Source organism: Streptomyces sp. NPDC048696, from assembly GCF_043198895.1.
GTDB lineage: Bacteria > Actinomycetota > Actinomycetes > Streptomycetales > Streptomycetaceae > Streptomyces.
The window spans coordinates 55,309-78,885 of the sequence record NZ_JBICVJ010000011.1; the positions used below are offsets into that span (position 1 = coordinate 55,309).

The 23,577-nt window shown below is 70.1% G+C and carries 23 protein-coding genes; 14 read left to right on the forward strand and 9 right to left on the reverse strand.

Going from position 1 to position 23,577, the window contains the following annotated elements; translation table 11 throughout:
- Positions 1 to 43 precede the first annotated feature (43 nt).
- The 3 genes from ACGFRG_RS23410 (at position 44) to ACGFRG_RS23420 (ending at position 1,499) form a co-directional block, all read left to right on the forward strand.
- Complete coding sequence (locus ACGFRG_RS23410; RefSeq protein WP_361424244.1) at positions 44 to 481, forward strand: Hsp20/alpha crystallin family protein; 438 nt, start codon at positions 44 to 46, stop codon at positions 479 to 481.
- A 108-nt stretch (positions 482 to 589) separates the two neighbouring features.
- On the forward strand, positions 590 to 985 hold the full coding sequence (locus tag ACGFRG_RS23415) for a DUF2267 domain-containing protein (RefSeq protein WP_361424503.1): 396 nt from the start codon (positions 590 to 592) through the stop codon (positions 983 to 985).
- Between the two features lie 79 nt (positions 986 to 1,064).
- Positions 1,065 to 1,499 carry a DUF2267 domain-containing protein gene (locus ACGFRG_RS23420; protein ID WP_361424241.1) on the forward strand — a complete coding sequence of 145 codons (435 nt, stop codon included), beginning with the start codon at positions 1,065 to 1,067 and terminating at the stop codon, positions 1,497 to 1,499.
- 291 nt (positions 1,500 to 1,790) lie between these two features.
- Here ACGFRG_RS23420 and ACGFRG_RS23425 read toward each other — a convergent pair whose 3' ends face one another.
- Positions 1,791 to 2,387 carry a TetR family transcriptional regulator gene (locus tag ACGFRG_RS23425; RefSeq protein WP_393266780.1) on the reverse strand — a complete coding sequence of 199 codons (597 nt, stop codon included), beginning with the start codon at positions 2,385 to 2,387 and terminating at the stop codon, positions 1,791 to 1,793.
- Positions 2,388 to 2,516: 129 nt separating this feature from the next.
- On the opposite strand from ACGFRG_RS23425, the gene ACGFRG_RS23430 reads away from it, so the two are divergent.
- On the forward strand, positions 2,517 to 3,461 hold the full coding sequence (locus ACGFRG_RS23430; RefSeq protein WP_393266783.1) for an SDR family oxidoreductase: 945 nt from the start codon (positions 2,517 to 2,519) through the stop codon (positions 3,459 to 3,461).
- 57 nt (positions 3,462 to 3,518) lie between these two features.
- On the opposite strand, the gene ACGFRG_RS23435 is transcribed toward ACGFRG_RS23430, so the two are convergent.
- From ACGFRG_RS23435 to ACGFRG_RS23445, 3 genes are all read right to left on the reverse strand, one after another.
- Entirely contained in the window at positions 3,519 to 3,944 is a 426-nt protein-coding gene (locus ACGFRG_RS23435) for an organic hydroperoxide resistance protein (RefSeq protein WP_393266786.1), read from the reverse strand.
- A 176-nt stretch (positions 3,945 to 4,120) separates the two neighbouring features.
- A complete protein-coding gene (locus tag ACGFRG_RS23440; RefSeq protein ID WP_393266788.1) occupies positions 4,121 to 5,038 on the reverse strand; it encodes a helix-turn-helix transcriptional regulator in 918 nt (305 codons plus the stop codon).
- A gap of 121 nt (positions 5,039 to 5,159) precedes the next feature.
- A complete protein-coding gene (locus tag ACGFRG_RS23445; RefSeq protein WP_393266790.1) occupies positions 5,160 to 5,537 on the reverse strand; it encodes a winged helix-turn-helix transcriptional regulator in 378 nt (125 codons plus the stop codon).
- 139 nt (positions 5,538 to 5,676) lie between these two features.
- Here ACGFRG_RS23445 and ACGFRG_RS23450 point away from each other — a divergent pair, with 139 nt between their 5' ends.
- Genes ACGFRG_RS23450 through ACGFRG_RS23460 form a run of 3 tightly spaced genes read left to right on the forward strand, consistent with a single transcriptional unit; the run spans position 5,677 to position 7,499 of the window.
- Positions 5,677 to 6,645 (forward strand): NADP-dependent oxidoreductase, encoded by a 969-nt coding sequence (locus ACGFRG_RS23450; protein ID WP_361424223.1) that lies wholly within the window; start codon positions 5,677 to 5,679, stop codon positions 6,643 to 6,645.
- A 21-nt stretch (positions 6,646 to 6,666) separates the two neighbouring features.
- On the forward strand, positions 6,667 to 6,996 hold the full coding sequence (locus ACGFRG_RS23455; RefSeq protein ID WP_393266794.1) for an NIPSNAP family protein: 330 nt from the start codon (positions 6,667 to 6,669) through the stop codon (positions 6,994 to 6,996).
- 56 nt (positions 6,997 to 7,052) lie between these two features.
- On the forward strand, positions 7,053 to 7,499 hold the full coding sequence (locus ACGFRG_RS23460) for a heme-binding protein (protein ID WP_393266797.1): 447 nt from the start codon (positions 7,053 to 7,055) through the stop codon (positions 7,497 to 7,499).
- A gap of 268 nt (positions 7,500 to 7,767) precedes the next feature.
- On the opposite strand, the gene ACGFRG_RS23465 is transcribed toward ACGFRG_RS23460, so the two are convergent.
- The 5 genes from ACGFRG_RS23465 to ACGFRG_RS23485 form a co-directional block, all read right to left on the reverse strand.
- Positions 7,768 to 8,757, reverse strand: coding sequence for a zinc-dependent alcohol dehydrogenase family protein (locus tag ACGFRG_RS23465; RefSeq protein WP_361424216.1), 990 nt, complete (start codon positions 8,755 to 8,757; stop codon positions 7,768 to 7,770).
- The gene (locus tag ACGFRG_RS23470; RefSeq protein WP_393266803.1) at positions 8,754 to 9,590 is read right to left on the reverse strand and encodes a carbohydrate ABC transporter permease; all 837 of its coding nucleotides are present in this window, start codon (positions 9,588 to 9,590) and stop codon (positions 8,754 to 8,756) included. The genes ACGFRG_RS23465 and ACGFRG_RS23470 overlap by 4 nt, the downstream gene beginning before the upstream one ends.
- Entirely contained in the window at positions 9,587 to 10,546 is a 960-nt protein-coding gene (locus ACGFRG_RS23475; RefSeq protein WP_361424210.1) for a sugar ABC transporter permease, read from the reverse strand. The genes ACGFRG_RS23470 and ACGFRG_RS23475 overlap by 4 nt, the downstream gene beginning before the upstream one ends.
- Before the next feature lies 1 nt (position 10,547).
- The gene (locus tag ACGFRG_RS23480; RefSeq protein WP_361424207.1) at positions 10,548 to 11,900 is read right to left on the reverse strand and encodes a sugar ABC transporter substrate-binding protein; all 1,353 of its coding nucleotides are present in this window, start codon (positions 11,898 to 11,900) and stop codon (positions 10,548 to 10,550) included.
- 80 nt (positions 11,901 to 11,980) lie between these two features.
- The gene (locus tag ACGFRG_RS23485; RefSeq protein ID WP_361424204.1) at positions 11,981 to 12,742 is read right to left on the reverse strand and encodes a DeoR/GlpR family DNA-binding transcription regulator; all 762 of its coding nucleotides are present in this window, start codon (positions 12,740 to 12,742) and stop codon (positions 11,981 to 11,983) included.
- 709 nt (positions 12,743 to 13,451) lie between these two features.
- Between ACGFRG_RS23485 and ACGFRG_RS23490 the strand changes: the two genes are divergently transcribed.
- The 7 genes from ACGFRG_RS23490 (at position 13,452) to ACGFRG_RS23520 (ending at position 23,456) form a co-directional block, all read left to right on the forward strand.
- Complete coding sequence (locus ACGFRG_RS23490; protein ID WP_393266807.1) at positions 13,452 to 16,109, forward strand: aldehyde dehydrogenase family protein; 2,658 nt, start codon at positions 13,452 to 13,454, stop codon at positions 16,107 to 16,109.
- Positions 16,106 to 17,806, forward strand: coding sequence for a thiamine pyrophosphate-binding protein (locus ACGFRG_RS23495; RefSeq protein ID WP_393266810.1), 1,701 nt, complete (start codon positions 16,106 to 16,108; stop codon positions 17,804 to 17,806). The genes ACGFRG_RS23490 and ACGFRG_RS23495 overlap by 4 nt, the downstream gene beginning before the upstream one ends.
- Positions 17,803 to 19,080: a beta-ketoacyl-ACP synthase II gene (gene fabF / locus ACGFRG_RS23500; protein WP_393266813.1), complete on the forward strand. Its 1,278-nt coding sequence runs from the start codon at positions 17,803 to 17,805 to the stop codon at positions 19,078 to 19,080. The genes ACGFRG_RS23495 and fabF overlap by 4 nt, the downstream gene beginning before the upstream one ends.
- Positions 19,081 to 19,090: 10 nt before the next feature.
- On the forward strand, positions 19,091 to 21,061 hold the full coding sequence (locus ACGFRG_RS23505) for a condensation domain-containing protein (protein ID WP_393266816.1): 1,971 nt from the start codon (positions 19,091 to 19,093) through the stop codon (positions 21,059 to 21,061).
- Complete coding sequence (locus ACGFRG_RS23510; RefSeq protein WP_361424189.1) at positions 21,058 to 22,305, forward strand: aminotransferase class I/II-fold pyridoxal phosphate-dependent enzyme; 1,248 nt, start codon at positions 21,058 to 21,060, stop codon at positions 22,303 to 22,305. The genes ACGFRG_RS23505 and ACGFRG_RS23510 overlap by 4 nt, the downstream gene beginning before the upstream one ends.
- Positions 22,306 to 22,360: 55 nt before the next feature.
- On the forward strand, positions 22,361 to 22,603 hold the full coding sequence (locus ACGFRG_RS23515; RefSeq protein ID WP_361424186.1) for an acyl carrier protein: 243 nt from the start codon (positions 22,361 to 22,363) through the stop codon (positions 22,601 to 22,603).
- Between the two features lie 91 nt (positions 22,604 to 22,694).
- On the forward strand, positions 22,695 to 23,456 hold the full coding sequence (locus ACGFRG_RS23520) for an SDR family NAD(P)-dependent oxidoreductase (RefSeq protein WP_393266820.1): 762 nt from the start codon (positions 22,695 to 22,697) through the stop codon (positions 23,454 to 23,456).
- The last annotated feature ends 121 nt before the right edge of the window (positions 23,457 to 23,577 follow it).

The window sequence follows — 23,577 nt, forward strand, 5'->3', positions numbered from 1 at the left end:
CGCATTGGCAGCTACTGCCCGAACCTTCTGGAGGTGTTTCGCGATGTTGATGCGCACCGATCCCTTCCGTGAACTCGACCGCCTCGCTCAGCAGCTGACCGGCACCGGAACCGGCACCTGGACGCGTCCGGCCGCGATGGCGATGGACGCCTACCGCGAGGGTGACGACTACGTGGTGGCCTTCGACCTCCCCGGCGTCAGCGCGGAGTCGATCGACATCGACGTCGAGCGGAACATGCTGACCGTCAGGGCCGAGCGCCGGCCCGTGACGAAGGCCGACGACGTGCAGATGGAACTCTCCGAACGGCCGCTGGGCGTGTTCTCCCGCCAGCTCGTGCTCGCCGACACCCTGGACACGGAGCGCATCGAGGCCGACTACGACGCCGGGGTGCTGACCCTGCGCATCCCGATCGCCGAGCGCGCCAAGCCCCGCAAGATCTCCGTCGGCGGGACCTCCTCCCGCAAGGAGATCTCCGGCTGAACCGGTTGAACCGGCGGCACGGGCCGGTGAGCGGCGCGGGACGGGCACCTGATCTCCCCCCTCCGCCCGTCCCGCGCACCCCGGGGGTCAAGAGAGGTGGTGGCTGAGGTGACCCTGCGATGGGAAGCGTTCCTCGACCGGGTGAAGGAACGCGGCGAGTACGAGAGCGTTCAGGAAGCCGAACGCGCGGCCCGTGTCGTTCTCGCCCTGCTCGGTGCCCACCTGGTCGGCGGTGTGCGTGCCGAACTGGCCGCACGCCTGCCGGAAGCGTTCGCCCTGATCCTCCTCAACCCGCTGCAGAGCGCCGAACCGCTTTCTCCCGAGCGGTTCGTGCGAGCAACGGCGGCCTGGATCGACGGGGCCACCGAAGCGACCGCGGCCTGGGACGTCAGCGCCGTCCTCAGCACCGCCGCCGACGCGGCCGGCGACCACCTCATGCGGCAGATCCTGCTCCAGCTGCCCGCCGGCTACGACCTCCTCTTCGGCCGCCCCCAGCCCACGTGACCACCCGCCCACCGGGTGCCCGGGCTCGCCGGACACCCGCACCACCACCTCGACGACGAGAAAGGCAACCATCGCAGTGATGTCCGACCAGCGCGAAGCCACCCTGCACCTCCCGGCGATGACGTTCGAGGAGATGCTGGAGAAGGTCCGCTACGAAGGGGCCTACCCCACCCGGGAGCGGGCAGCCGAAGCCGTACGCCTGGTCCTTTCGGGGCTCGGACGCCAGCTGACCGGCGACGAACGCGTCGAACTGGCAGCCCGCCTGCCCTTCGAAGCCGCCGCCACCTTCACCCAGCAGATCCCGGCGGTAGAGCCTCTCACCGGCTGGGCGTTCGTCAAAGACCTCGCCACCCGCACCGGCGCCACTCCCGCGACCACCCGCTGGGACACGGGTGCCGTCCTGGCCGCCGTCAACACCCTCGCCGGCCCCGACCTCATCACACGCATCCTCAACCAGCTCCCCACCGGCTACGCCCTCCTGTTCGGCCGCGCCCAACTCACCCAGGCCGCCTGAGACATGGCGACACCGGCCAACGAGGGCTCGCGCGAGCGCGCCGAACAGCAGCCTCTGCTGGTTCGGGCGGCACAGCGCCAGTCGCTCGGTGGCCCAACGGTCCACTGTCATCGCACCTGTTAAGCAGGCCACGCCGTACTCGGCCGCCGTCAGCCGCACGCCGCTGTGATGCCGTTTGAGTGCACGACGGTGCGAAGCGTGAAGCTCCTGCGCAACGTAAGTCCGGCAGGGCGACGAGGTGCGAGAGGCACCCCCGCCCGCGGCGGCGTCTGCAGGCCCTCTCCGATCCGGTTACGTGGGCAGGGCCTGCGTGTCGTCGGATGGTGCCCCGGCCGTGACGGCCCGGAGCTCGGCGAGTGCTTCCCGGATGAAGACCGAGAGGTCCCGGCGGCCGGGCGAGGCGGTCCACCGTTCGAAGGCAACCTTGAAGACGGCGATGCCCGCCTCGGCGGCGAGGCTTGCGGCGGGCTCCTTGACGCCGCGTCGGCGCAACGCGTCGGCCAGGGTCGTGACCAGGGACGCGAGCTTGATCAGCTCTCGTTCTCGCAGCTCCGCGTTGGCGGCGATGACGGCCTGGCGCTCTCGTGCGTACGTGTGGCGCTCGCGGAACTCGGCGGCGACGGCCTCCAGGGTCGTACCCACCGCGTCCATCGGTGCCACGGACGCGGGAAGACCGGCAAGGGTGTCCGCGAAGAGATCCTGCAGTACCCCCGAGCCCCCGAACAGGACCTCGCGCTTGTCGGCGTAGTGCCGGAAGAACGTCCGCTCCGTCAGGCCCGCCTGCTTGGCGATCTCGTCCACGGTGGTCTGCTCGAACCCTCGCTCGGTGAAGAGCTCCATGGCGGCCTGTTCGAGCCGGCCGCGTGCGTTTGGCTGCCATCGACCCATGACTGGATCCTACGCGAAGACGATGGCAGTCGCTGTCATCGGGTGCTACCTTGAATGTCAGTGACTGACATCAGTGCCCGTTGCTGCGGATCCGCAGCAACGCGGGGCACCTCACCAGGAGGTCTTCTCATGCGTGTATTCGTCACGGGCGCTTCCGGCTGGATCGGCTCCGCCGTCGTTCCCGAGCTCATCGGCGCGGGGCACCAGGTCGTCGGGCTCGCACGCTCGGACGCCTCGGCTGACGCCCTCACCGCCGCCGGGGCCGAGGTACGGCGCGGAAGCCTCGACGACCTCGACGGCCTGCGGAAGGCGGCCGCCGCGTCGGACGGCGTGATCCATCTCGCGTTCAAGCACGACATCGCTTTCTCCGGCGACTTCGCAGGCGCCGTCCAGGCCGACCGCCGCGTCGTCGAGGCGTTCGGCGACGCGCTCGCCGGGTCCGACCGGCCCTTCGTCCTCGCCTCCGGCCTGGCCGGGCTCATGCCGGGACGCGTGAGCACGGAGCGGGACGGGCACGACATCGACCCGCACGACGCGGCGCGCCTCGACGCGGGACCGGAAGGCCGCCGCGTCACCGCGGAACTGACCCTCTCGCTCGCCGCACGCGGCATACGCGCCTCCGTCCTGCGTCTTCCGCCGACGGTGTACGGCGCGGGGGACAGCGGCTTCATGGCCACACTGGTCGCGACGGCCAGGAGCAAGGGTGTCTCCGGGTACGTCGGCGCCGGAACCACACGCTGGCCCGGCGTGCACCGGCTCGACGCCGCCCACCTCTTCCGGCTCGCGCTGGAGGACGCTCCGGCGGGCTCGACGCTGCACGCCATCACCGACGAGGGCGTGCAGCTCCGCACTGTCGCCGAGGTGATCGCACGCCACCTCGACCTGCCCGCGGCCTCCATCGCCCCCGAGAAGGCCGGCGAACACTTCGGCTGGCTGGGCGGTTTCCTCGCAGTGGACTGCCCGGCGTCGAGCACGCTCACCCGCGAACTGCTGGGGTGGCAGCCGACGCGTCCGGGCCTGATCGACGACTTGGAGAAGGGGCACTACTTCCAAGCCGCCACGGCCCAAGCCTGACGAATGAAAGGTGTCAGGCCGCCCGGCACGGACGGCCTGACGCCGTTTGAGGGGGTGTCAGACGGTTGCTTCGAGTACGACGTCCACGTTGCCGCGGGTGACGTTGGAGTACGGGCACACCTGGTGGGTGGTCTGCATCAGCTGGTCGGCGGTGGCCTGGTCCAGGCCGGGCAGGTGCGCGCTCAGCTTGATGGCCAGGGAGAAGCGCTTGCCCTCGTCCAGGGCGAGAAGGCTCACCGTGGAGGTGATGGTCGACCCGGTCAGCTTCAGCTTCTGGCCGCCGGCGATCAGTCGCAGGCCGTTGTGGAAGCAGGCCGCGTAGCCGGCGGCGAACAGCTGCTCGGGGTTGGTCCTGTCGCCACCGGGGCCGCCCATTTCCTTCGGGACGGCGAGCGCCACGTCGAAGACGCCGTCCAGGGTGCGGACTTCGCCGTTGCGGCCGTCGCCGCTCGACATGGCCTCGGTGGTGTAGAGCACGGACATGGTTGTCTCCATTCGTGGATGCCGCGGGGTGCGGGCAGGGATATGGCGGGGTTCACCGAAGGGTCTTCGAAGGGTCTTCGGCGGGTTTCGGGCAGGCTGAAGCCGCGTGGGACGCGAGGGTCAGGACGCGGCGGGTGCCGGTGGAAGCCGGCGGCCGTCGGAAGTGGATCGGGCCGCTAGGAGGCGGGCGTTGCGCGCGCCGGACGCGCCTGTTCGGGCGCGGCCGTGGTGGGGACGGGGGTCTCGGCGGTGGCCTGGGCGAGCAAGGCCAGCGCGGCCTTCGAACCGGCCGCTGCGGTGACCACGACCATGCGCTGCCCGCGCCCGCTCGGGACGGCCATGGCCTGCTGGGTCACGTCCAGAGTCCCCACCAGCGGATGCTGCATCCGGTAGTCCGCGACGTCCCAGGCCCGGACCTTGTGCTCGGACCACAAGGCGGTGAACTCCGGGCTGTGCATCACCAGTTCGCCGATCAGCGCGGCCAGCAGCGGATCGTCCGGATGCCGGCCGACGGCCATGCGCAGCCGTCCCACCACGTCTCGCGCCTTCTTCGGCCAGTCCTCGTACAGATCGCGGGTGTGGGCGTCGCGGAAGACCAGGCGCGCGGTGTTCGGCCGCTGCGCCGGATGCTCAGGGCTCTGCGGGTCGAGGTGCCCGGCGAACAGCGCGTGCCCGGTGCGGTTCCACGCCAGCACGTCGCTGCGGCGGCCAAGGACGATGACCGGAGTGTCCCCGAAGGCCTCGATCAGCTGCCGCGTCGTGTCGCTGAGGTGCTCGGGGGCCGGGTTGCGGGCTCGGCCGTTCCCCTTGCGCACGACGCCTGCGGCGAGATCGCTCAGGTGCCGGCGCTCGGTCTCGTCCAGGCGGAGGGCCCGGGCGAGGGCGTCCAGGACTTCCTTGGACGCGTTGAGTGACACGCCCTGTTCCAGCCGCGTGTAGTACGACTCGCTGACCCCGGCGACCAGGGCCAGTTCATCGCGCCGCAGCCCGGCGACCCGTCGGCGCTCATCGAACACCGGCAACCCGACGTCTGCGGGTTGCAACTGCGCGCGGCGCGTCCGCAGGAACTCTCCCAGCTCCGACTTTTTGCTCATGGGTCGAGTGTGGGCCTGCCGGGCTGTGCGTACGTGCCCCTGGCAGTGTCAGTTTCGGCTCGGACAGCCTGTCCCCGCCGGCCGAAGTCCGCCGTCACCTGCACGCGGAGGTGACGGTCTCTCAGGATGCGACCGGCTCGGGTCGGTAGGCGTGGTCGATGTTGTCCTCGACCCATGCGCGGAGTGCGTTGAGCGGGATCGAGGCGCTCCGCCCGAGTGGGGTGAGGGAGTACTCGACGTGCAGTGGGACAGCGGGGTAGACCGTGCGGTTGAGGATGCCGAAGTCCTCCAGGCGGCGGAGCGCCTGGGTGAGGACCTTGGGGCTGACGCCCTGGAGTTTGCGCTGGAGCTCTCCGAACCGCTGGGGGCCGCCTTCGAGGGCGCCGATGGCCAGTGCGGACCACTTGTTGGCGAGCAGATCGAGCAGGGCGCGGCAGGGGCACTGGGCGGCGTATACGTCGTGGTGCGCGTGCTGGCCGCTGGGGCAGGTGGTCGTCATACTCATGCTCCTCACCAGGTCACTTCCCAAAGGGAAGTACTGGACCTTGAAGGTAACTATACCCACGGGGATAGCGTCGTCGACGTCGAGGGAGGGCCGTCAACGGCCCTCCGCAGAGAGCTGTTTCAGGAGATGACGCATGTCCGCAGACATGATGCGCGCGGTGGTTCAGGACACCTTCGGCGGCCCGGAGGTGCTGCGGGTCCAGCAGGTGGCGCGCCCGGTGCCGCTGCCGACCGAGGTGCTGGTGCGGGTGCGCGCGGCGGGGATCAATCCGGTGGACTGGAAGACCCGTGGTGGCACGGGCATGGCGGGCCTGCTGGGTGAGCCGCCGTTCACCCTCGGCTGGGACGTGTCCGGTGTGGTGGAGGAGGTCGGCTTCGGGGTGACCACCCTGAAGGTCGGCGACGAGGTGTACGGGATGCCGTGGTTCCCGCGCGTCGCGAACGCCTACTCGGAGTTCGTGACCGCGCCGGCCCGCCAGTGGGCCCGCAAGCCGGTCACCCTCGACCATGTGCACGCCGCCGCCGTGCCGTTGGCGGCGCTGACCGCCTGGCAGGCGGTGGTCGACACCGCCCAGGTGACGGCCGGTCAGCGGGTCCTGGTCACGGCCGCCGCCGGCGGGGTGGGGCACTTCGCGGTCCAGTTCGCCCGGCATCTGGGCGCCCACGTGATCGCCACGGCCAGCGCCGCCCGCCACTCCTGGCTCAAGGAGCTCGGCGCGGACGAGAGCATCGACTACACCACCACCCGCTTCGAGGACGCCGTCGCCGACGTCGACGTCGTCATCGACCTGGTGGGCGACGCCCACGACAGCACCAGCACCCGCTCGCTGAAGGTGCTGCGACCGGGCGGCCTGCTGGTCGCGATCCCGGCCGGTGTCTCCCCGGAGCTGGCGCAGGCGGCGAAGGCGGCCGGTGTGCGGGTCACTCCGTTCCTGGTCGAGCCGGACGGCGCCGCGCTGGCCACGATCGCCGGGCTGATCGACGCCGGCGAGGTCGCCGTCGAGGTGGAGGAGACCTTCCCGCTGGAGCAGGCCGCCGCGGCCCACGCCCGCGGCGAGGCCGGTCGCACCCGCGGCAAGCTCGTCCTGACCGTCACCAACTGATCACTGTTCCAAGAGATTCGGATGAGCAGCATGTACTACGAGATCCGCCGCTACCAGGCGCAGCCCGGACGTCGCGAGGAGTGGGTGCGATACATGGAGGACGTGGTCATCCCGTTCCAGGCCTCGCTGGGCATGGACGTGACCGCCTCCTTCGTCGACGCCCAGGACGAGGACGGCTATGTGTGGATCCGCCGGTTCGAGGACGAGGCCCAGAGCGAGGCCTTGTACACGGCGGTCTACGAGCACGACCGCTGGAAGAGCGAAATCGGCCCGGTGGTGTACGGCCTGCTGATACCCGAGAAGTCCGTCGTCACTCGTGTCACCCCCACACCTGCCTCGCCCTTGCGGTGACCCGGCCCTCACCGCCGCAGCGCCACCAGCACCGCCCAGTCCCGAAGGAAACCGTCATGAGCACGGACACACTCCAGAAGTCGGCCCCCGCCGCCACGATCACCCAGGCCGCCGCCGGCGCACTCATCGCGGCGGTGCATACCGCCGCCGCCCGGATCGGCTTCACGGCCGCCGTCGCCGTCACCGACCAGGGCGGACACCTCAAGGCGTTCGACCGCGCCGATGGCGCGCCCCTCCTCACCGCCGAGGTCGCGCTCGACAAGGCATGGACCGCGGCCTCCTTCCACATCCCGACCCATGTGTGGAACGACTACCTCGCCAACCCGCGCGTCGCGCCGCTGGCCGGCCACCCCCGCCTGATGGCTGTCGGCGGTGGCTATCCGATCACCGAGAACGGCCAGTGCATCGGCGGTATCGGCATCTCGGGCGGCACCTACGAGCAGGACCAGCAAGCCGCCGAGGAGGCACTGACCGCCCTCGGGTTCGAGCTGCCCAGTCACTGACTGACCATCGGAGTGTCGGTCTGACCGGAGCCGACCGGTCTGACCGACACGTGCACGATCTGGACCCGTGTCACCGCGGTCATGCCCGGCGTCATCGAACGCGCAAGCGAACACGGGGCTTCGGCGCGGCCGATCACCGACCTCGAAACAGGAAAGCAGGACACTGATGTGAACAAGCTGCTGCCCGGAAGCCGCGCAGGTGACGGCGCCGAACCCCGTGCACCCAGGCGCGCCCGCGGGCGGCTCCTGGGGGGCGGTACTTCGGCCGTCACGGCGTCACCAGGATCTTGCGGCCGCGCCCGGCCTCGAACCGGCCGAGCGCGGCGGCGTAGTCGGTGAGCGGGAGGCGGTCGCTGATGAAGACCTCGGGGTCGAGGACGCCCGCCGCGAAAAGGGCGGCGGCGCGTTCGAAGCTGTGGAGCACGGCCATCGAACCGGTGATGGTGATCTCCTGGTTGTAGATGCGGTACGGCTCGATGGTGGCCCGCGCCGCGTAGTCGGCCACCCCGAACTGGAGGTAGGTGCCGCCCCTGGCCACTCTGCCGATGGCGTCCTGGATGGCCCGTTCGCTGCCGGTGGCGTCGATGACGACGTCCCAGCCGCGCGGCCGGTCGATCTCGTCGGCCGTCGCGGCGGCGTTTGTGCAGCCCAACTCACTTGCCGTGGCGAGGCGTTGGGGGTTGATGTCGAGGACGTCGACACTGGCGGCACCGGTGCGCTTGGCGAGCTCCAGCATCATCAGGCCCATGGTGCCGGAGCCGTAGATCAGGACGTGGGAGGCCATCGGGGTGCGCAGGACGTCGTAGCCGCGCACCGCGCAGGACAGCGGTTCGATGAGGACCGCGTCCTCCGTCCGTATGTGGTCGGGCAGCCGGACGCAGTTCGCGGCGGGGGCGAGGGCGAACTCGGCCGCCGCGCCGGAAGTGGTGACGCCGATCGCGGCGTAGCGCTCGCACAGGTTGTTGCGGCCGAGGCGGCAGTAGTGGCACCCGTTGCAGTAGAGGGAGGGGTCGACCGCGACCCGGTCGCCGAGGGCCAGTTCGTGGACGTCGGCGCCGAGAGCGACGACGTCGCCGGTGAACTCGTGGCCGGGTACGAGAGGCAGGGAGGGCGCGAACTCGCCCTGGAGGATGTGGAGATCGGTTCCGCACAGGCCGCACGCGGCGACCTGGACCACCACCTCCCGGGGGCCCGGCGCCGGATCGTCGACGGTCTCGATCGACACTGCTCCGGGGGCGCTGATGACGGCGGCTTTCACTTGACTGCTCCAAGGGACAGGCCCTGGACCAGTTTGTCCTGGGCGGCGAACCCGGCGACGAGCACCGGCAGCGAGACACAGACGGCGGCGGCGCACACCTTGGCCAGGAACAGGCCCTGGCTGGTGACGAACCCGGTGAGGAAGACGGGTGCCGTGCCGGCGACGACGCCGGTCAGGACCCGGGCGAACAGCAGCTCGTTCCAGCTGAAGATGAAGGAGATCAGGGCCGTCGCGGCGATGCCGGGCGCGGCGATCGGGCCGACGATGCGGACCAGGACGGTGGGCAGTCCGGCGCCGTCGAGGGAGGCGGCCTCCAGGATCTCGACGGGCACCTCGGCGAGGAAGGACCGCAGCATCCAGACGGCGATCGGCAGGTTCATCGAGGTGTAGAGGACGACCAGGAGCCAGATGTTGTCGAGCATTCCGGCGTTCTTGGCGATGAGGTAGACGGGCAGCAGTCCGGCGACGGCGGGCAGCATCTTCGTGGACAGGAAGAAGAACAGCACGTCGGTCCATTTGCGGACCGGTTTGATGGCGAGGGCGTACGCGGCCGGGAGAGCGAGGGTGAGCACGAGCGCGGTCGAAGTGACGCTCGCGGTCAGGGAGTTGACGAGCGGCGGCCAGGGACTGGCGCCGGTGTCGGCGCCGAAGAACTCCCGGTACCCCTGGAGGGTGAGGGCGGCGCCGACGCTGGGCGGGTTGGTGGCCGCGTCCGGTTCGGAGTGCAGGGAGGTCAGCACCATCCAGCCGAACGGCAGGAAGAAGAGCAGGCCGCAGGCCCAGGCCGTGATGCCCGAGGCGCCTCGGCGGACGCTTCCCCGGATCGAGGTCACCGTGTTGTCTCCTCTTGGAACAGGGAGGACACCGTGCGCAGTGCGAAGGTGGCGACGGCCATGGTGCAGAGCACGACGATGACGCCTTCCGCCGATGCCTGGCCGTAGTCGTGCGCCTGGTAGAAGGTCGCGTACACGGTGTAGGGGAGGTTGGCGGTGCCGAGGCCGCCGGAGGTGAGTGTGAAGACGGCGTCGAAGTTCTGCACCACGTAGATGCTGCCGAGCAGGGCGGCCAGCTCCAGGTAGCGGCGCAGGTGGGGGAAGGTGAGGTGACGGAAGATCTGCCGGCTGCTCGCTCCGTCCACGCGGGCGGCCTCGACGATGTCGGGCGGGCGGCTCTGCAGCCCGGCGAGCAGGATCAGCATCATGAACGGGGTCCACTGCCAGATCAGCGACACCTCGACGGCGATGAGCGGTGTCGAGGACATCCAGTCGGGCTGGGGTGCGCTGTCGCTGCCGAAGAGCTGCCACAGCCAGGTCAGCGAGCCGTTGATGAAGCCGTACGAGGCGTTGTACAGCGCATGCTTCCACAGCAGTGCGGAGGCGACGGGAACCACGAGGAACGGGGTGATCAGCATCGTGCGGACGATGCCCCGGCCGAGGAACTTCCGGTCGAGGAGCAGGGCGAGGCCGAGTCCGAGGAGCAGGCTGACCAGGACGACGGCCGCGGTCAGGACGATGGTGGTCAGGATCGAGGAGCGCAGGTCGGGGTCGGTGAAGGCGGCCCTGTAGTTGGCGAGGCCGCCGAACGCTCGCTGGTCGGGTTCGAGCGCGTTCCACCGCATGAACGAGATCACCAGGGTGCCCACGAAGGGGAGTTGGGTGACCACGACGAGGAACACCAGGGCGGGCAGCAGGGGTGCGCGGCGGGCCCACGCACCGCGCGGCCGCGGGGCGGTGCGGGCGGCGGGCAGCCGTGTGGGGCGATCCGCCCGGGCGAGGGGTGGGGCGGCCATGTCACTGTCCCCGGTGCTTGTCGGCGACGGTCTCGGCGCGGGCCTGGCCGCTCTTGAGGGCGTCGGCGACGCTGGTCTTCCCGGCGATGGCGGCGCTGATCCGCTGGGAGAGCCGGGTGCCCAGGTCGGTGAACTCGGGGATGCCGACGAACTGGATACCGGGGGCGGGCCGGGGCTGGACGCCCGGGTTGAGCGGATCGGCGCCGCTCAGCGCGTCCTTGGTGGCAGCGGCGAACGCCCGGGCCGCGGCGAGGTACTTCGCATTGGCGTACGTGGACGTGCGCTTGCCCGCCGGGACCCTGGACCAGCCGAGCTGCTCGCCGACCAGGTTCTCGTAGCCCTTGCCGGAGGCCCAGGCGATGAACTTCCAGGCGTCGTCCTGGTGTGTGCTCGCCTTCTGCAGGCCCCACGCCCAGGTGTAGAGCCAGCCGGAGCTCTTGGTCCTCTCGACCGGCGCGGGCGCGTAGCCGATCTTCCCGGCGACGGGTGATCCGGAGGCTTCCAGGGCCCCGGCGGCGGAGGTGGCGTCGTACCACATGGCCACCTTGCCCTGGGTCATGTCGTTGAGGCATTCGGTGAAGCCCGCCTGCGGGGCGCCCGCCTCGCCGTGCGTGCGGACCAGGTCCACATAGAACGCGACGGCCTTGGTGAATTCGGGGCTGTTCACCTTCGGTGTCCAGTCCTTCTCGAACCAGGTGCCGCCCATGGTGTTCACGACGGTGGTGACCGGTGCCATCACCTCGCCCCAGCCGGGCTGGCCGCGCAGGCAGATGCCCTTCATGCCCGGCTGTGCCCCGTCGGCGCGGGCGGCGAGGTCGGCGACCTGGGCCCAGGTGGGGTGTGCGGGCATGGAGAGGTTCTTCGCCGCGAAGACGTCCTTGCGGTACATGAGGAAAGACGATTCGCCGTAGAAGGGCTCGGCGTAGATCTGCCCCTCGGCGGTGAGCGACTCCTGGACCGTGGGCAGGATGTCGCTCTGTTCGAAGGCCGTGTCGCCCTTGGCCCGGCCGGTGAGCGGCGAGAGCCAGCCGTTCTTGGCGTAGATGGGTGCCTCGTAGTTGCTGATGGTGGCCACGTCGTACTGTCCGGCCTGACTGGCGAAGTCCTGGCTGATCTTGTCGCGCACGTCGTTCTCCGGGAGGACGGTGAAGTGGACTTTGATCCCGGTGGACTTGGTGAAGTGGTCGGCGGTGAGCTTCTGCAGGTCGGCCATCTGCGGGTTGTTGACCATGAGTACGTTGACGGAGTGCGCGTCGGAGCCGCCGCCCGCGCCGCCCGCGCCGGAGCACGCGGCGAGCAGCGCGCCGCACAGGCCCGTGGCCGTCATGGCTGAGATACGCCTGGCTGTCGCCATGCTGGATCATCTCCTGTATTGAGGTGCACATGTCAGCTTGGTCGTTGTGCGGTCAGCGGTGTGGGCGCGTGGGTTGTGGATCAGACCCGGACTACCTGGGGGCCGAGCAACGAGTAGCGGTGGGCCTCGGTGGTGGAGAGGCCGGTGTCGGTGATGATCGTCTCGAAGTCGGACACCTCGGCGAAGCGGCAGAAGCTGCTCGCCCCGAACTTGCCGTGGTGGCCCATGAAGACACGTCGGCGGGACACGGCCAGCGCCTTCGCCTTGACTTCGGCGACCGCCGGATCGGGCGTGGTGAGGCCGAACTCCCGGGAGATCCCGTTGGACCCCAGATAGGCCAGGTCGATGACGAAGCCCGAGAGCATCGCCGAGGCCCATGGTCCGACGCTGGCCAGGGTCCGGGCGCGTACCCGCCCGCCGATGAGCAGCACCGTGGTGTTGGCGGAGTCGGCGATCGCCGCGGCCGTCGAGAGCGAGGCGGTCACCACGGTCAGCGGATGGTCGGTCGGCAGCAGGGAGGCGAGGATCTGGGGTGTGTACCCCTCGTCCACGAACACGGTCTCCGCCCCCTCCAGCAGCTTGACCGCCTCGGCGGCTATGCGGCGCTTGTCCTCCACGTGCAGGGTGACCCGCTGGGCGAGGTTGGTCTCGAAGCCCGCGCTCTCCACCGGGTAGGCGCCGCCGTGCGTGCGACGCACCAGACCGCGGCGCTCCAGCTCGCGCAGATCCCGTCGGATCGTCTCGGGGGCGACCCCGAACACCGCGGCCACGCCCGCGACTTCGATCCGCCCTTCCTGGCGTGCCAGGGTCAGGAGTCTTTGGTGCCGCTCTTCCGAACGCATACCGTTTCCCGCCCTTCGCTGCCCGTTCGGGCATGGGACGCCCGAATGGGCCTGCCAAGTTTTATACCGCCGCCGCGTACCGGCACACCTGCCCGTTCCGCGCTCTCGCACGACCGAGTCTGCCCGTTTCGGGTCGAGTCAATATCTCTCTGAGCAGGGCTGGCTGACATATGCCTACCGCGCGGGCGCCCGGCCGCGGCGCAAGGGCAGCCGAATCGGGGTCGGGCCGGTCTCGAAAGCGGCCTGGCTGCCGATGGGTCGGCAGGGGAGGTTCGGCATGGGGTGCGCGATCTTCGGCCACCTGCCGTCGGGCAGTAGCAGGGAAATCCAGCGCCGTATCGGGGTGGAGCGCTTCGCGCCCTAGCAGACTCGGTGGCGGCCCGCCGGGTCCGTACCGGGACGCGTTGTGACTGTTTCCGTCCGTTTCGACATACCCGCGGGGTGCTGGTCTCCCGGCCCCCGCACTCCGAGTGCCCTGCGCCGATGCCCGTTTGCCCTTTCGGAGCGGCCCGTTGCTTGCCCGCGGGACTACGAGCCGACAGGTGCGGCGCCGCCTGAGCGGTGTGGCCGGAGGATGCCTCCCCTTTGGCGCCCACGAGGAACAGACTCGGTTCATGAAGCCGCGCAGAGGGGCCGCGCGCAGCCCAGCGCCGACCAGCCGATTACGTCCAGGAAGTTGACAACACCCTTTCGCGCTAAGGAGCACGAGTTGCCCGTTTTCAGGCGCTTGATCTCGCCCGAGGGGCGGATCTGGGAGACAGACGAAATCACGGCCCGGGTATTCGGTGCCGCCGACCTTCTTGTACGCCGCGGCGTCGAACCCGGTACGCGGGTGATGATGAGCGGAGCCAATTCCCCGGAGTGGGTCGTCGATCTGCTCGCGCTCATTCACTGCGACGCTTCGGTGGTATTGGCCGACCATCGCGCCACCCCGTCACAGCGATCGCGGATCCGCGCGCAGGCGCGTGTGGTGCTCGACATCAGCGACGGTACGGGCGACCTCGCGGCGCCACGGCCCGCTTCGCACACGGCGGCCCTGCCCGGTGTGGCGAACTGGGCACGGCGCCGGGACGCCGCGATCTCGTGGTCGTCGGGTACGACCGGCAGCCCGAAGGGCATTGTCCGCTCCGGTCGCTCGATTCTGGACAACCTCGCACTCAGTGCGGAGCGCATGGGGTACCGGCCCGACGACGTCTTCCTGCCCGTCCTGCCGTACTCCCACCAATACGGTCTGTCGCTGGTCCTCTGCTGGTGGCTGGGCGGAGGCACGCTGGTGGTCTACGGGCCGACCACGCGCCTGGACCGTGCGCTTGAGGTGGGAGCGGACCACGGCCTCTCCATTGTCGATGGGGCCCCGTCGACGTATTACAGCCTGCTCAACCTGCTCGACCGTCGTCCCGCTCTCGCCGGCGCGCTGGAGACGGTGCGAGCCTGGTGCGTGGGCGGCGCGCCGCTGGGACGCAACCTGGCGACCCGGTTTCACGCCCGCACAGGCCGGCACCTGCTCGACGGCTACGGAGCGACCGAGGTGGGAAACATCGCGCTGGCGCCCCCTGCCGATCCGGTTGGGTGCGGCACGCCGCTGCCCGGCGTGGTCGTCGAAGTCCACGACGACCACGGAAGGCCGCTTCCCCACGGGCGGCTCGGCGAACTCGTCGTACGCAGCGACGGTTTGATGACCGGCCATCTGGACGAGGCCGGTGAGATCGTTCCGGTTTCGGGTCCCGTTCACCGCACCGGTGACATCGGCCTCGTCGACGACACCGGCCGCGTCTTCCCGATCGGGCGCAAGCATGCCGTGCACCGCGACGGCCACACCCTCTATCCCGACCACCTCGCCGAGCGGGCCGAGTCAGCCGGCGCACAGACGCAGGTCGTCGCCGTCCCCGACGAGCGTCTGGGCTGTCGTCTGGTGTTCGTGATCGCGGACCCGGACGATCACGAGCCCGCGCACTGGAAACGGGTGCTGCGCTCTGTGCTCGCCCGCTACGAGCAGCCCGACCACATCGTCGTGCTTCCCACATTGCCGCTCACCAGCACGGGAAAGCCCGACCTGGCCGTTCTGGAGAAGATCGCCATGACCTCGCTGTCCATGTCGCACCACACACCCACCGACGCGACCGCGTCCGGTTCGGCGGTGGATGCGACCGACTACCGCATTCCCTTCGCCGACCGTGTCGACGCACTGCGCGCGGTGCGCCACTACGTGGCCGACCACGAAGACGCGGTGATGAACATTCTCACCGAAGTCTCGCCCCACCCCACCGCCGACGCGGAGATTCGTTCGTTCCTCGCCACTCTTGATGGAGCGGAGGAGGAGATCCGCCGGGTCCGGCCCGGCCGCGTGCCTCGGGCCGCGGTCTTCATGCCCTCCAACATCCCGCTCTATTCCTACGCGCTGTACATGCTCGTGGCGTCCCTTTACACCGACGACATCACGTTCCGGCCGTCCTCCGAGATCAAAAGCCAGATCCAGCGCTTGCACGCCCTGCTGGCACCGGTTCACGGCTTACCCATCAAGCCTTTCGAACTGAGTCAGCGCAAGTTCGTGACGGGACCGGTACGCGAGGCGGACCTCATCGTCTTCACCGGCGAGTACTCGAATGCGGAGACCGTTCGCGAGGGACTGGAGGAAGATCAGCTCTTCCTCTTCTTCGGTCGCGGCATCAACCCCTTCGTGATCGCACCCGACGCCGATCTCAAGCGCGCGGCCCATGACGCCACGAAAATCCGGCTCTACAACTCAGGGCAGGACTGTTTCGGACCCGACGTCGTGTTCGCACCGCAGGGCCGCACCGAGGAATTCATCGACCTGTTGTCCGCCGAACTGGCTTCGCTGCGTTTCGGGCAGAACAGCGACCCTGATGTCGACTACGGTCCGATCTACTACGACTCGGCGCTGGTGAATTGCTCGGACTACCTGGTGCGTCATGCGCGTCGCATCCGGCACGGTGGACGCATCGATCTGCCGTCCCGCAGGATCGAGCCGACCGTGCTGCTGTGGGGCTTCGACGACAAGATCCCCCTTGGCGAGATGTTCGCCCCGGTATTCAACGTCGTGGCCTACCCCAGTGCGAGGCGGTTGCGCGAACGGTTATCGAGCCCCTACTTCAGCGAACGCGCGCTGGGAGCGATGGTCTACGGGAACGATCCGGAGACGCTGAAGGTTCTGGCCAAGCGTCACCACACCTGTGTCAACGAGACGCTGCTCGACGCCGAGGACGGAAACCGCCCGTTCGGCGGATTCGGGATGAGGGCGAACTACATCTCCTACGGCGGCGAGCGGCACGCCGAGCCGCTGCTCCTGTCTCGGGCCGTGGCGCAGAATCTCCCGACGGCTGCCCCTGCCAGGGTGGGTGGGAAGTGACCCGGACAGGAAAGCGGTACGCCGACGCGTGGTCCGCCATCGTCGACTTGCTGGTGGCGAACGAGGTGGACACCTGCTTCGGGCTACCCGGCGACGATCTGGAGTTGCTTCGCGCCCTCGACGCCGCCGGCCTGGACGTCGTGCCGTGCCGTGACCAGCGCAACGCGATGTACATGGCGACCGGCTACGCGCTGCAGTCAGGCCGGCTCGCGGTATGCGCACTGGGCAAAGGGCCTGCTGTCACACACGCGGCCACGGGGCTGCTGGAGGCGCGGGAGTCCGGTGCACCGGTCCTCGTGCTCGCCGCCGGCGTGCCCGAACGGCGCCGGGGCAGCGGCGGATTCCAGGAACTCGACCAGGTCGCGGTGACAGCGCCCCTCGTGCGGTGGGCACACCGGGTGGGACATCCCGACCGGGTCGTCCCCGCGACGATTACGGCGCTGACCCGAGCTGTGGGGCCGCCGCCCGGACCCGTGTACCTGGAAGTCCCCGATGACGTCCGCACGGCGGAGATCCCCGTCACCGGACCGCCGCCAACGCTGCCTGAACCACTGCTCCTTGACTCCGTTCCCGTGACACCGGGACCGGCACTGGCGGCGATCCGCGCGAGCCGTCGTCCAGTGGTGCTGGTGGGCGGCGGCATGCGGCACCGCAACGACGACGGTGTGATCGAGCGCTTCGCCGAACGCCTCGGTGCGGCGCTCTTCACCACCGCGTCCGGCCGCGGTGCCGTCGACGAGCGCCACCCGTTGTTCTGCGGCGTGGCCGGCCTCTACGCGGCAGCCCCCGCCCGTGAACTGTGGTCGTCCTGCGACCTGGTGGTGTCGCTGGCCGGGAGACTCGAAGAGACCGTCGTCGACGGCGGAACGCCGTGGCCCCCGGTCGCGGTGGTCCAGGTCAACGTCGATCCGGGCGGTCTTTCGGCCGAGTTCTCGGGCCCGCGCGTGCTCGGCGACGCCCGGCACGCCGTGCTCGGCTGGACGCGGGCGCTGGAGGCGGACGACAAGGCCGAGCACGCGGACGCGACCGAGGTGTGGGCGAAGAGGATCGCCGGCGCCCGTCTGGCCATGTCGCTTGAGGCGGAAGCGGAGTTGGCCCGTGCGGCGACGCTGCCGGGGATCCGCATCGCCGAGCTGCTCGCCGCGCTCGACGCCACCGCCGTCGAGCCCCGCGTGCTGGTCCAGGAGAACGGGCTGCAGGACATGTGGTCCTACTGCTTCCCCTTCCACGTCGGTGGCGGGTCCATCGTGCCGTCGGAGCAGACCCCCCTGGGCTTCGGAGCGGCCGCGGCCATCGGGGTCAAGCGGGCCGCCCCGGGCCATGAGGTCACCGCGTTCATCGGGGACGGAGCGTTCGTCGCGGCCCGCGCGGACATCGCCGTCGCCGCCCCGGCCCACGGCGGCGTTCTGTACGTGGTGCTGTGCAACGGCGGCTACGGCTGGCTGGACGCCCAACGCGCCCGCCTCGGCCTCGACGCCGAACGCCACCCCTTCACCCGCCCCGGCTCGCCGCCGCCCGTTATGGACGGGTCGGACGTCCACTATCGGGTGCTGCGCGACAAGGCCGCGCTGACCAGCGAGATCCTTGCCGCGCGACGGCTGTGCGCACAGGGAGGCACAGCCGTGCTCATGGTGCCGGTGGCTCCCGACGACATCCCACCGCCGCTGCGCGACGCCGAGGTGGTGGTTCCCCAGTGACAGAGACCGGAGCGCGAGGTGACGCCAGGCGCGGCCGGGCCCGACGCCAGGTGATGGTCACCGGGTACGGGGCCGTGACGCCGCTGGGCCACAGCGTCGACGAGACATGGACGGCGATGCTGGCCGGGCGCAGCGGCATCGACACCGTGGACGCGATCGACGTGACTGATCTCGGAGTCCGGATCGGCGGCCAGGTCCGCGGATTCACCCCCAGCCGCTACATGCCCCCGACGGTCAGCCGTCGCGCCGACCCGTACGCGCAGTACGCCCTCGCCGCCGCGCTGGAGGCGTGCGAGCACGCCGGACTGGTCATCGACGACCGCCTGGCGCCGCGGGTCGCCGTGATCATCGGAAGTGGCTACGGCCCGGTCGGGTCGATCTACCGCGCCGCGAACACGCTGCGCGACAAAGGGCCGCGGGCCATCAGCCCCTTCACCCAGGTCACGACCGCCATGGACAGCGCCGCCGGCGAGATCAGCATGCGGCTGGGCACCCAGGGGCCCAGCCGTGCCCAGAGCACGGCATGCGCCAGCGGCGCCGACGCGGTGGGCGCGGGGATGCGCATGATCAGCCATGGGGAGGCCGACGTCGTCCTCGTCGGCGGCGCCGACGCCTGCGTCACCACCGTCGACCTCGCGGGCAGCGGCAACGCCCGCGCGCTGTCCCGACGCAACGACGACCCGGCTGCGGCGTGCAGGCCGTTCGATGCGCATCGCGACGGGTTCGTGATGAGTGAGGGGGCCGCCGTGCTGGTGCTGGAGGCCGCCGAGGTGGCCGACAGGCGAGGGGCGATGGTGTTGGCCGAACTCGCGGGTTACGGAGCGAGTTCCGACGCCCATCACTGGACCGCCCCGCATCCGCAGGGGCGGGGCGCGTGCCTCGCCGTCGAGGCGGCGCTGCGCGACGCGGGGATAACGGGGGCGGACGTGGACTACGTCAACGCGCACGGCACCGGAACGCTGTTGAACGACGCCACCGAGGCGGCCGTCCTGCGCAAGGTGCTGGGGGATCGGGTCGCCCGGATCCCGGTCAGTTCCACCAAGTCGATGACCGGGCACATGATCGGTGCCGCCGGAGCGGTCGAGCTCGTGGCTTCGATCCAGGTCCTGCGCACGGGTGACGTCCCGCCGACCATCAACTGCGACGAGCCGATCGAGCCGGACATCAACTTCGTACCGCACAAGAAGCAGCACCACGAACGGCTGCGGATCGCGCTCAGCAACTCGTTCGGCTTCGGCGGCCACAATGCCGCTCTCGTGGTGCGGGCCGTATGAGGTCCCGGCCGTGAACCACCTTCCGCAACCGACCCCGAGCCCCGCCACCGTCATCCGCAGCGGGCCGCTGACCTGGGTCCAGCAGTGGCACTGGTTCGAACGCACCATTCCCGCACCACGGCGGGTGAACCCGACGCCGCTCGCCGACCACTGCCATGTCCCGCCTGCGGCAACCGTCGCCGACGTCCACGCGGCGCTCGCGTCCCTCACCGCCCGCCACGAGGCGCTGCGCACCACTGTCGACCCGCTCCGCCCGGTACAGCACGTCCACCGCGCGGACTGGGCCCCGCTGCCGGTCGACCACGTCGACGTTCCCGCCGTCGATGCCGCCACCCTGGAGGCTGCCACAGCGGCGCTGGCCGCGCGCCCGATCGATCCCGTACACAATCCGCCCTGGCTTGCCAGGGTGCTGTTGGAGGCGGGAAAGCCGCGTGCGGTCCTGATGGCCGCCCACCACGTGGTGATCGACGGATGGGGGCTGGCAGTACTGATCAACCAACTGCACGGTCGACTGCGCGGCGACGACATACCGGCGGAGGCCTTGATGCACCCGCTCGACATGGTCACCGCGCAGCCCCTGGAACGTGCCCGCGCCGCGGAGCGGGAGTGGCTGACGCGTCTGGCGAGCAACCCCACCGGCGTGCTGGACCCGTTCGGCGGGACCGACAAGGGCGAGGGGCGCCACCGCCTGCAGCACCGCTCGGTGGGCGCGTACGACGACCTCGACCGCGTCGCCCGGCGATATCGGGTCAGCCCGGAGGTCGTCGTGCTCGCGGCGCTGGCCCACGATGTCGCCACCCGCACCGGCGAACACCGGTTCCTCGCCTCAGTGGTGGTCTCCAACCGGGCCCGGGCCGCTCTGCGCAACAGCATCGGCGTCCGGGCCCTGACGGTTCCGGTGCAGATCGATCTCCGCCCGGGCGCGGTGTTCGGCGAGGTGGTCGCCTCGGTCGCGGCCGCCTCCTCCGCCGCCTACCGACACGGTCAGTGGCGCCCCGCGGAGCTGGTCGCCGCGCAGGCGCGCATGGACCGTCGCCGCGGGGTCGTGACCGTACCCACCATCGAGTACAACTGCTATTCGTGGCCACGCGAGTACCTGGTCCCCGTGCAGGACACTCCACCGGACGGGTCCGCCACGTGGACCAGCAGCGCGCCCGACGAGCCCTGCGAGACGCTCTACGTCGACTTCAGCCGCGACGAGGGATTCGTCACCCTCGATGTCACCGTCGGGGACCATCTGCTCGACGCCGAGCAGGCCTTGGCGTTGCCCGTCCGCCTGTGCGGTCTCCTGCGCGCGCTCGCCGACGGTGCCGAGTGCCCGGTTCCGGCACGCTCGCTCGCACCGGCCGCCTCCGGATGGTGGCGCGCCCCGCAGGGGTGGGTGTGTCTGACCGAGGTCGAAGGCGTGCTGCGCGGCCATCCAGGAGTGCTCGACGTGACGGTGGCGCCCAGTGGGGACACCGCGGGGGAGGGAGACGAACCGCACCTCGTCGCGCATGCCCGCGTCACCCCTGATGTCACTGCCGACGACTTGCACCGCCACGTCCTGGACCACCTCGGCGAGGTGCCCGCAATCGTGGCCCCGGGCCGCTACGTCCTGTCCCCGGCCGGCCTTGAATCCGGCTGTCCGCCCGACCCGTCCCGCACCGCCACCGGCGGCACGGGAACCCCGCGGGTCCCCTCGCGGCCGCCCGCGACGGGTGCCGAACGGGCTCTGGCCGCCGCCGTGGCCGCTGCCGGATCCGGCGGTCCGCCGGTCGGCTCCGTCGACAGCCCTGACGCGGTGGACATGAACCGTTGCCTCGCCGACCACGGAGTCACCCTGGTCGCCGTCCCTCGCCTACTGGCGCTGCTTGAGCAGTCCGGCTTCACCGGGATCGCGTCGGACGAGCTGGCCGGAACGGCCTCGCTCGGCCACCTTGCCGCAGCCCTTCAGCCCTTACCGTCCCGAGCCCCTCATGGAGGAGACACCTCACCATGACCGCGTCCCGTACTCCCGCACCGTCCGTGGACCGTCTCGCGCCGTGGTCCTTCGCGGCTTTCGTCGAGGCGAACACGCACGACACGGCATATCGCCCGCCGGTGGTGGACGGTCCCGTCGGGCCGACCATCGTCCGCAACGGCCGAGAGCTGGTGAACTTCGCCAGCATCAGCTTCCTCGATCTGGAGCGCTATATCCCGGTACGACGTCATTTCGCAGAAGGGGCACTCGCCCACGGCTTGAGCACCAGCGGATCCAGGATGACCCAGGGGATCTGCCGCCCGCACCAGGTCCTGGAGGAGGCGATCGCCCGCCACACCGGCAAGGAGCGAGCCATCAGCTTCGCCACCGGGTTATTGGCCAACATCGGGTTCGTCCATGCCATGAGCAGTTCCGCGCACTTCGACGCCGGAATCGAGGTGCGCAATCACGACACCGTTTTCGTCGTCGACCGTGATGTCCACTGGAGTATCTGGAAGGGCCTTGAGGGGCTTGGCTACGGTCGCAAGGTCCATGCGTTCCGGCATAACGACGTCTCCGACCTGGCACGCATCCTGGACCGGGTCCGGGCCCGCAAGACCGTGGTGATCGCCGAGAGCATCTACTCGGCCGACGGCACCATGGGTCCGATCGCGGAGATTCTCGACGAGTGCGACCGGCACGGCGCCATCAGCATGATCGACGATGCCAACGGCTTCATGGTGTACGGGCCCGAGAACCGTCCGTACGCCCGTGAGGCGGCCGCGATCCGGGAGCGGGCCGACTTCGTCATGGTGTCGCTGTCGAAAGCCATTGGTCTGGAAGGCGGCGCGATCGCCGGTCCCGCGGCGGCCATCGACGCCTTCGAACTGCTCTCCGGCACCTCGATGTTCACGGCCGCCATCCAGCCGCCCACCGCTCACGCCGCCGAGCGCACGATCGAAGCCCTCGCCGCCAAACCGGAGATCGTCGACGACTACTTGGCGCATGCCGCCCGTCTTCGTCGGCAGATACACGAGTCCGGCACGCCGACGACGCCGACCGAGTCGTACATGCTCTCGGTGCCGATCGGAAACGACGCCGCCGCCCTGCAGATGCGGGAGTGGTTCGTCGAGGACGGCTACCTCGTACCCGTCTTCTCCTACCCGGCCGTCTCACGCAACCAGGCGCTCCTGCGCCTGTTCCCGCACGCGGGCCACACCGAGGAGCAGATGGACGGTTTCCTGCGCACCCTCCTCGCCTACCGACGGCGCCTCGGGCTCTGACGCCCCGCCGAGGTGCGCCCGACTCCTGCCGACCCCATCTCAAGAAAGAGGCCCCGTGGTGAACAACAGCGACATCCTCAGCGCCATTGCCCAGATCGTCGAAGAGGTCGCCGGCGTCGACTCCGCCGAGGTGACCACCGAGAAGTCCTTCACCGAAGATCTCGACATCGACTCCCTGTCGATGGTGGAGATCAACGTGGCGGTCGAGGACAGGTTCGAGGTGAAGATCCCCGACGACCAGGCCGCGGAGTTGAGGACCGTCGGCCAGACGGTGAGCTACATCGCCGACCACCGGTGACCGCTGCGGGAGGGCCCAGCCGTGGCACGGTTCGGCTCGTGTTCGGGAGATGTTCCGTGCACAGAACGGTTCTTCACAGGGGCAGGCGGTCATGAGCGTCCTCGATCGGTTCCGGCTCGACGGTCGCGTCGCCGTGGTCACCGGCGCCTCCTCCGGACTGGGTGTCGCCTTCGCCACCGCGCTGGCCGAGGCCGGCGCCGATGTCGTGCTCGGGGCGCGGCGCGCCGAGAGGCTGGAGGCCACGCGCACGGCCGTCGAGAGGCTCGGCCGCCGAGCCGTCGCTGTTCGTACCGACGTCGCCAAGCCGCAGGACTGCCGCGCGCTGGTCGACGCGGCCATGCACGCCTTCGGGCGGGTGGACATCCTTGTCAACAACGCCGGGGTCAGCAGTGAACAGCCCGCGACGCAGGAGACACCGGAGCAGTTCCGCGAGGTCATCGACATCAACCTCAACGGCTCCTATTGGATGGCCCAGGCCGCGGGTGCGGTGATGCTGCCCGGCAGCGCCATCGTCAACGTATCGAGCATCCTCGCGCTGGTGACGGGCGGCCTGCCGCAGGCCGCCTACTCGGCGTCGAAGGCCGGGATCCTCGGGCTCACCCGCGATCTCGCCCAGCAGTGGACCCCCAGCAAGGGCATCCGCGTGAACGCCCTCGCGCCGGGCCTCTTCACCTCCGCGATGACCGACGGCTACGCCGAGGGCTACCTGGAGGCGATGATGCCGCGGGTGCTCTCGGGCCGCGTCGGAGCGCCCGAGGAGCTCGCCGCGGCTCTGGTCTTCCTCGTCTCCGACGCGGCGTCCTACATCACCGGCACCACCTTGACGATCGACGGGGGCACGCACATCGCGTAGCGCCACGAAGCGTGCACCCGAGGGCGATGCGGGGTGGGCCGCCGCCGGGCAAACGGCCAACGCCTCGTACCGCCTCGGCACCTACACCGTCACGGCCAAGCAATGGTTCGAAGATGAATCC

Excerpts from the sequence above, each read along its gene's own strand:
- ACGFRG_RS23410 (WP_361424244.1), top strand. The coding sequence starts at position 44 with ATGTTGATGCGCACCGATCCCTTCCGTGAACTCGACCGCCTCGCTCAG.
- ACGFRG_RS23420 (WP_361424241.1), top strand. The coding sequence starts at position 1,065 with ATGTCCGACCAGCGCGAAGCCACCCTGCACCTCCCGGCGATGACGTTC.
- ACGFRG_RS23425 (WP_393266780.1), bottom strand. The coding sequence starts at position 2,387 with ATGGGTCGATGGCAGCCAAACGCACGCGGCCGGCTCGAACAGGCCGCC.
- ACGFRG_RS23430 (WP_393266783.1), top strand. The coding sequence starts at position 2,517 with ATGCGTGTATTCGTCACGGGCGCTTCCGGCTGGATCGGCTCCGCCGTC.
- ACGFRG_RS23435 (WP_393266786.1), bottom strand. The coding sequence starts at position 3,944 with ATGTCCGTGCTCTACACCACCGAGGCCATGTCGAGCGGCGACGGCCGC.
- ACGFRG_RS23440 (WP_393266788.1), bottom strand. The coding sequence starts at position 5,038 with ATGAGCAAAAAGTCGGAGCTGGGAGAGTTCCTGCGGACGCGCCGCGCG.
- ACGFRG_RS23445 (WP_393266790.1), bottom strand. The coding sequence starts at position 5,537 with ATGACGACCACCTGCCCCAGCGGCCAGCACGCGCACCACGACGTATAC.
- ACGFRG_RS23450 (WP_361424223.1), top strand. The coding sequence starts at position 5,677 with ATGTCCGCAGACATGATGCGCGCGGTGGTTCAGGACACCTTCGGCGGC.
- ACGFRG_RS23455 (WP_393266794.1), top strand. The coding sequence starts at position 6,667 with ATGAGCAGCATGTACTACGAGATCCGCCGCTACCAGGCGCAGCCCGGA.
- ACGFRG_RS23460 (WP_393266797.1), top strand. The coding sequence starts at position 7,053 with ATGAGCACGGACACACTCCAGAAGTCGGCCCCCGCCGCCACGATCACC.
- ACGFRG_RS23475 (WP_361424210.1), bottom strand. The coding sequence starts at position 10,546 with ATGGCCGCCCCACCCCTCGCCCGGGCGGATCGCCCCACACGGCTGCCC.
- ACGFRG_RS23480 (WP_361424207.1), bottom strand. The coding sequence starts at position 11,900 with ATGGCGACAGCCAGGCGTATCTCAGCCATGACGGCCACGGGCCTGTGC.
- ACGFRG_RS23485 (WP_361424204.1), bottom strand. The coding sequence starts at position 12,742 with ATGCGTTCGGAAGAGCGGCACCAAAGACTCCTGACCCTGGCACGCCAG.
- ACGFRG_RS23510 (WP_361424189.1), top strand. The coding sequence starts at position 21,058 with ATGACCGCGTCCCGTACTCCCGCACCGTCCGTGGACCGTCTCGCGCCG.
- ACGFRG_RS23520 (WP_393266820.1), top strand. The coding sequence starts at position 22,695 with ATGAGCGTCCTCGATCGGTTCCGGCTCGACGGTCGCGTCGCCGTGGTC.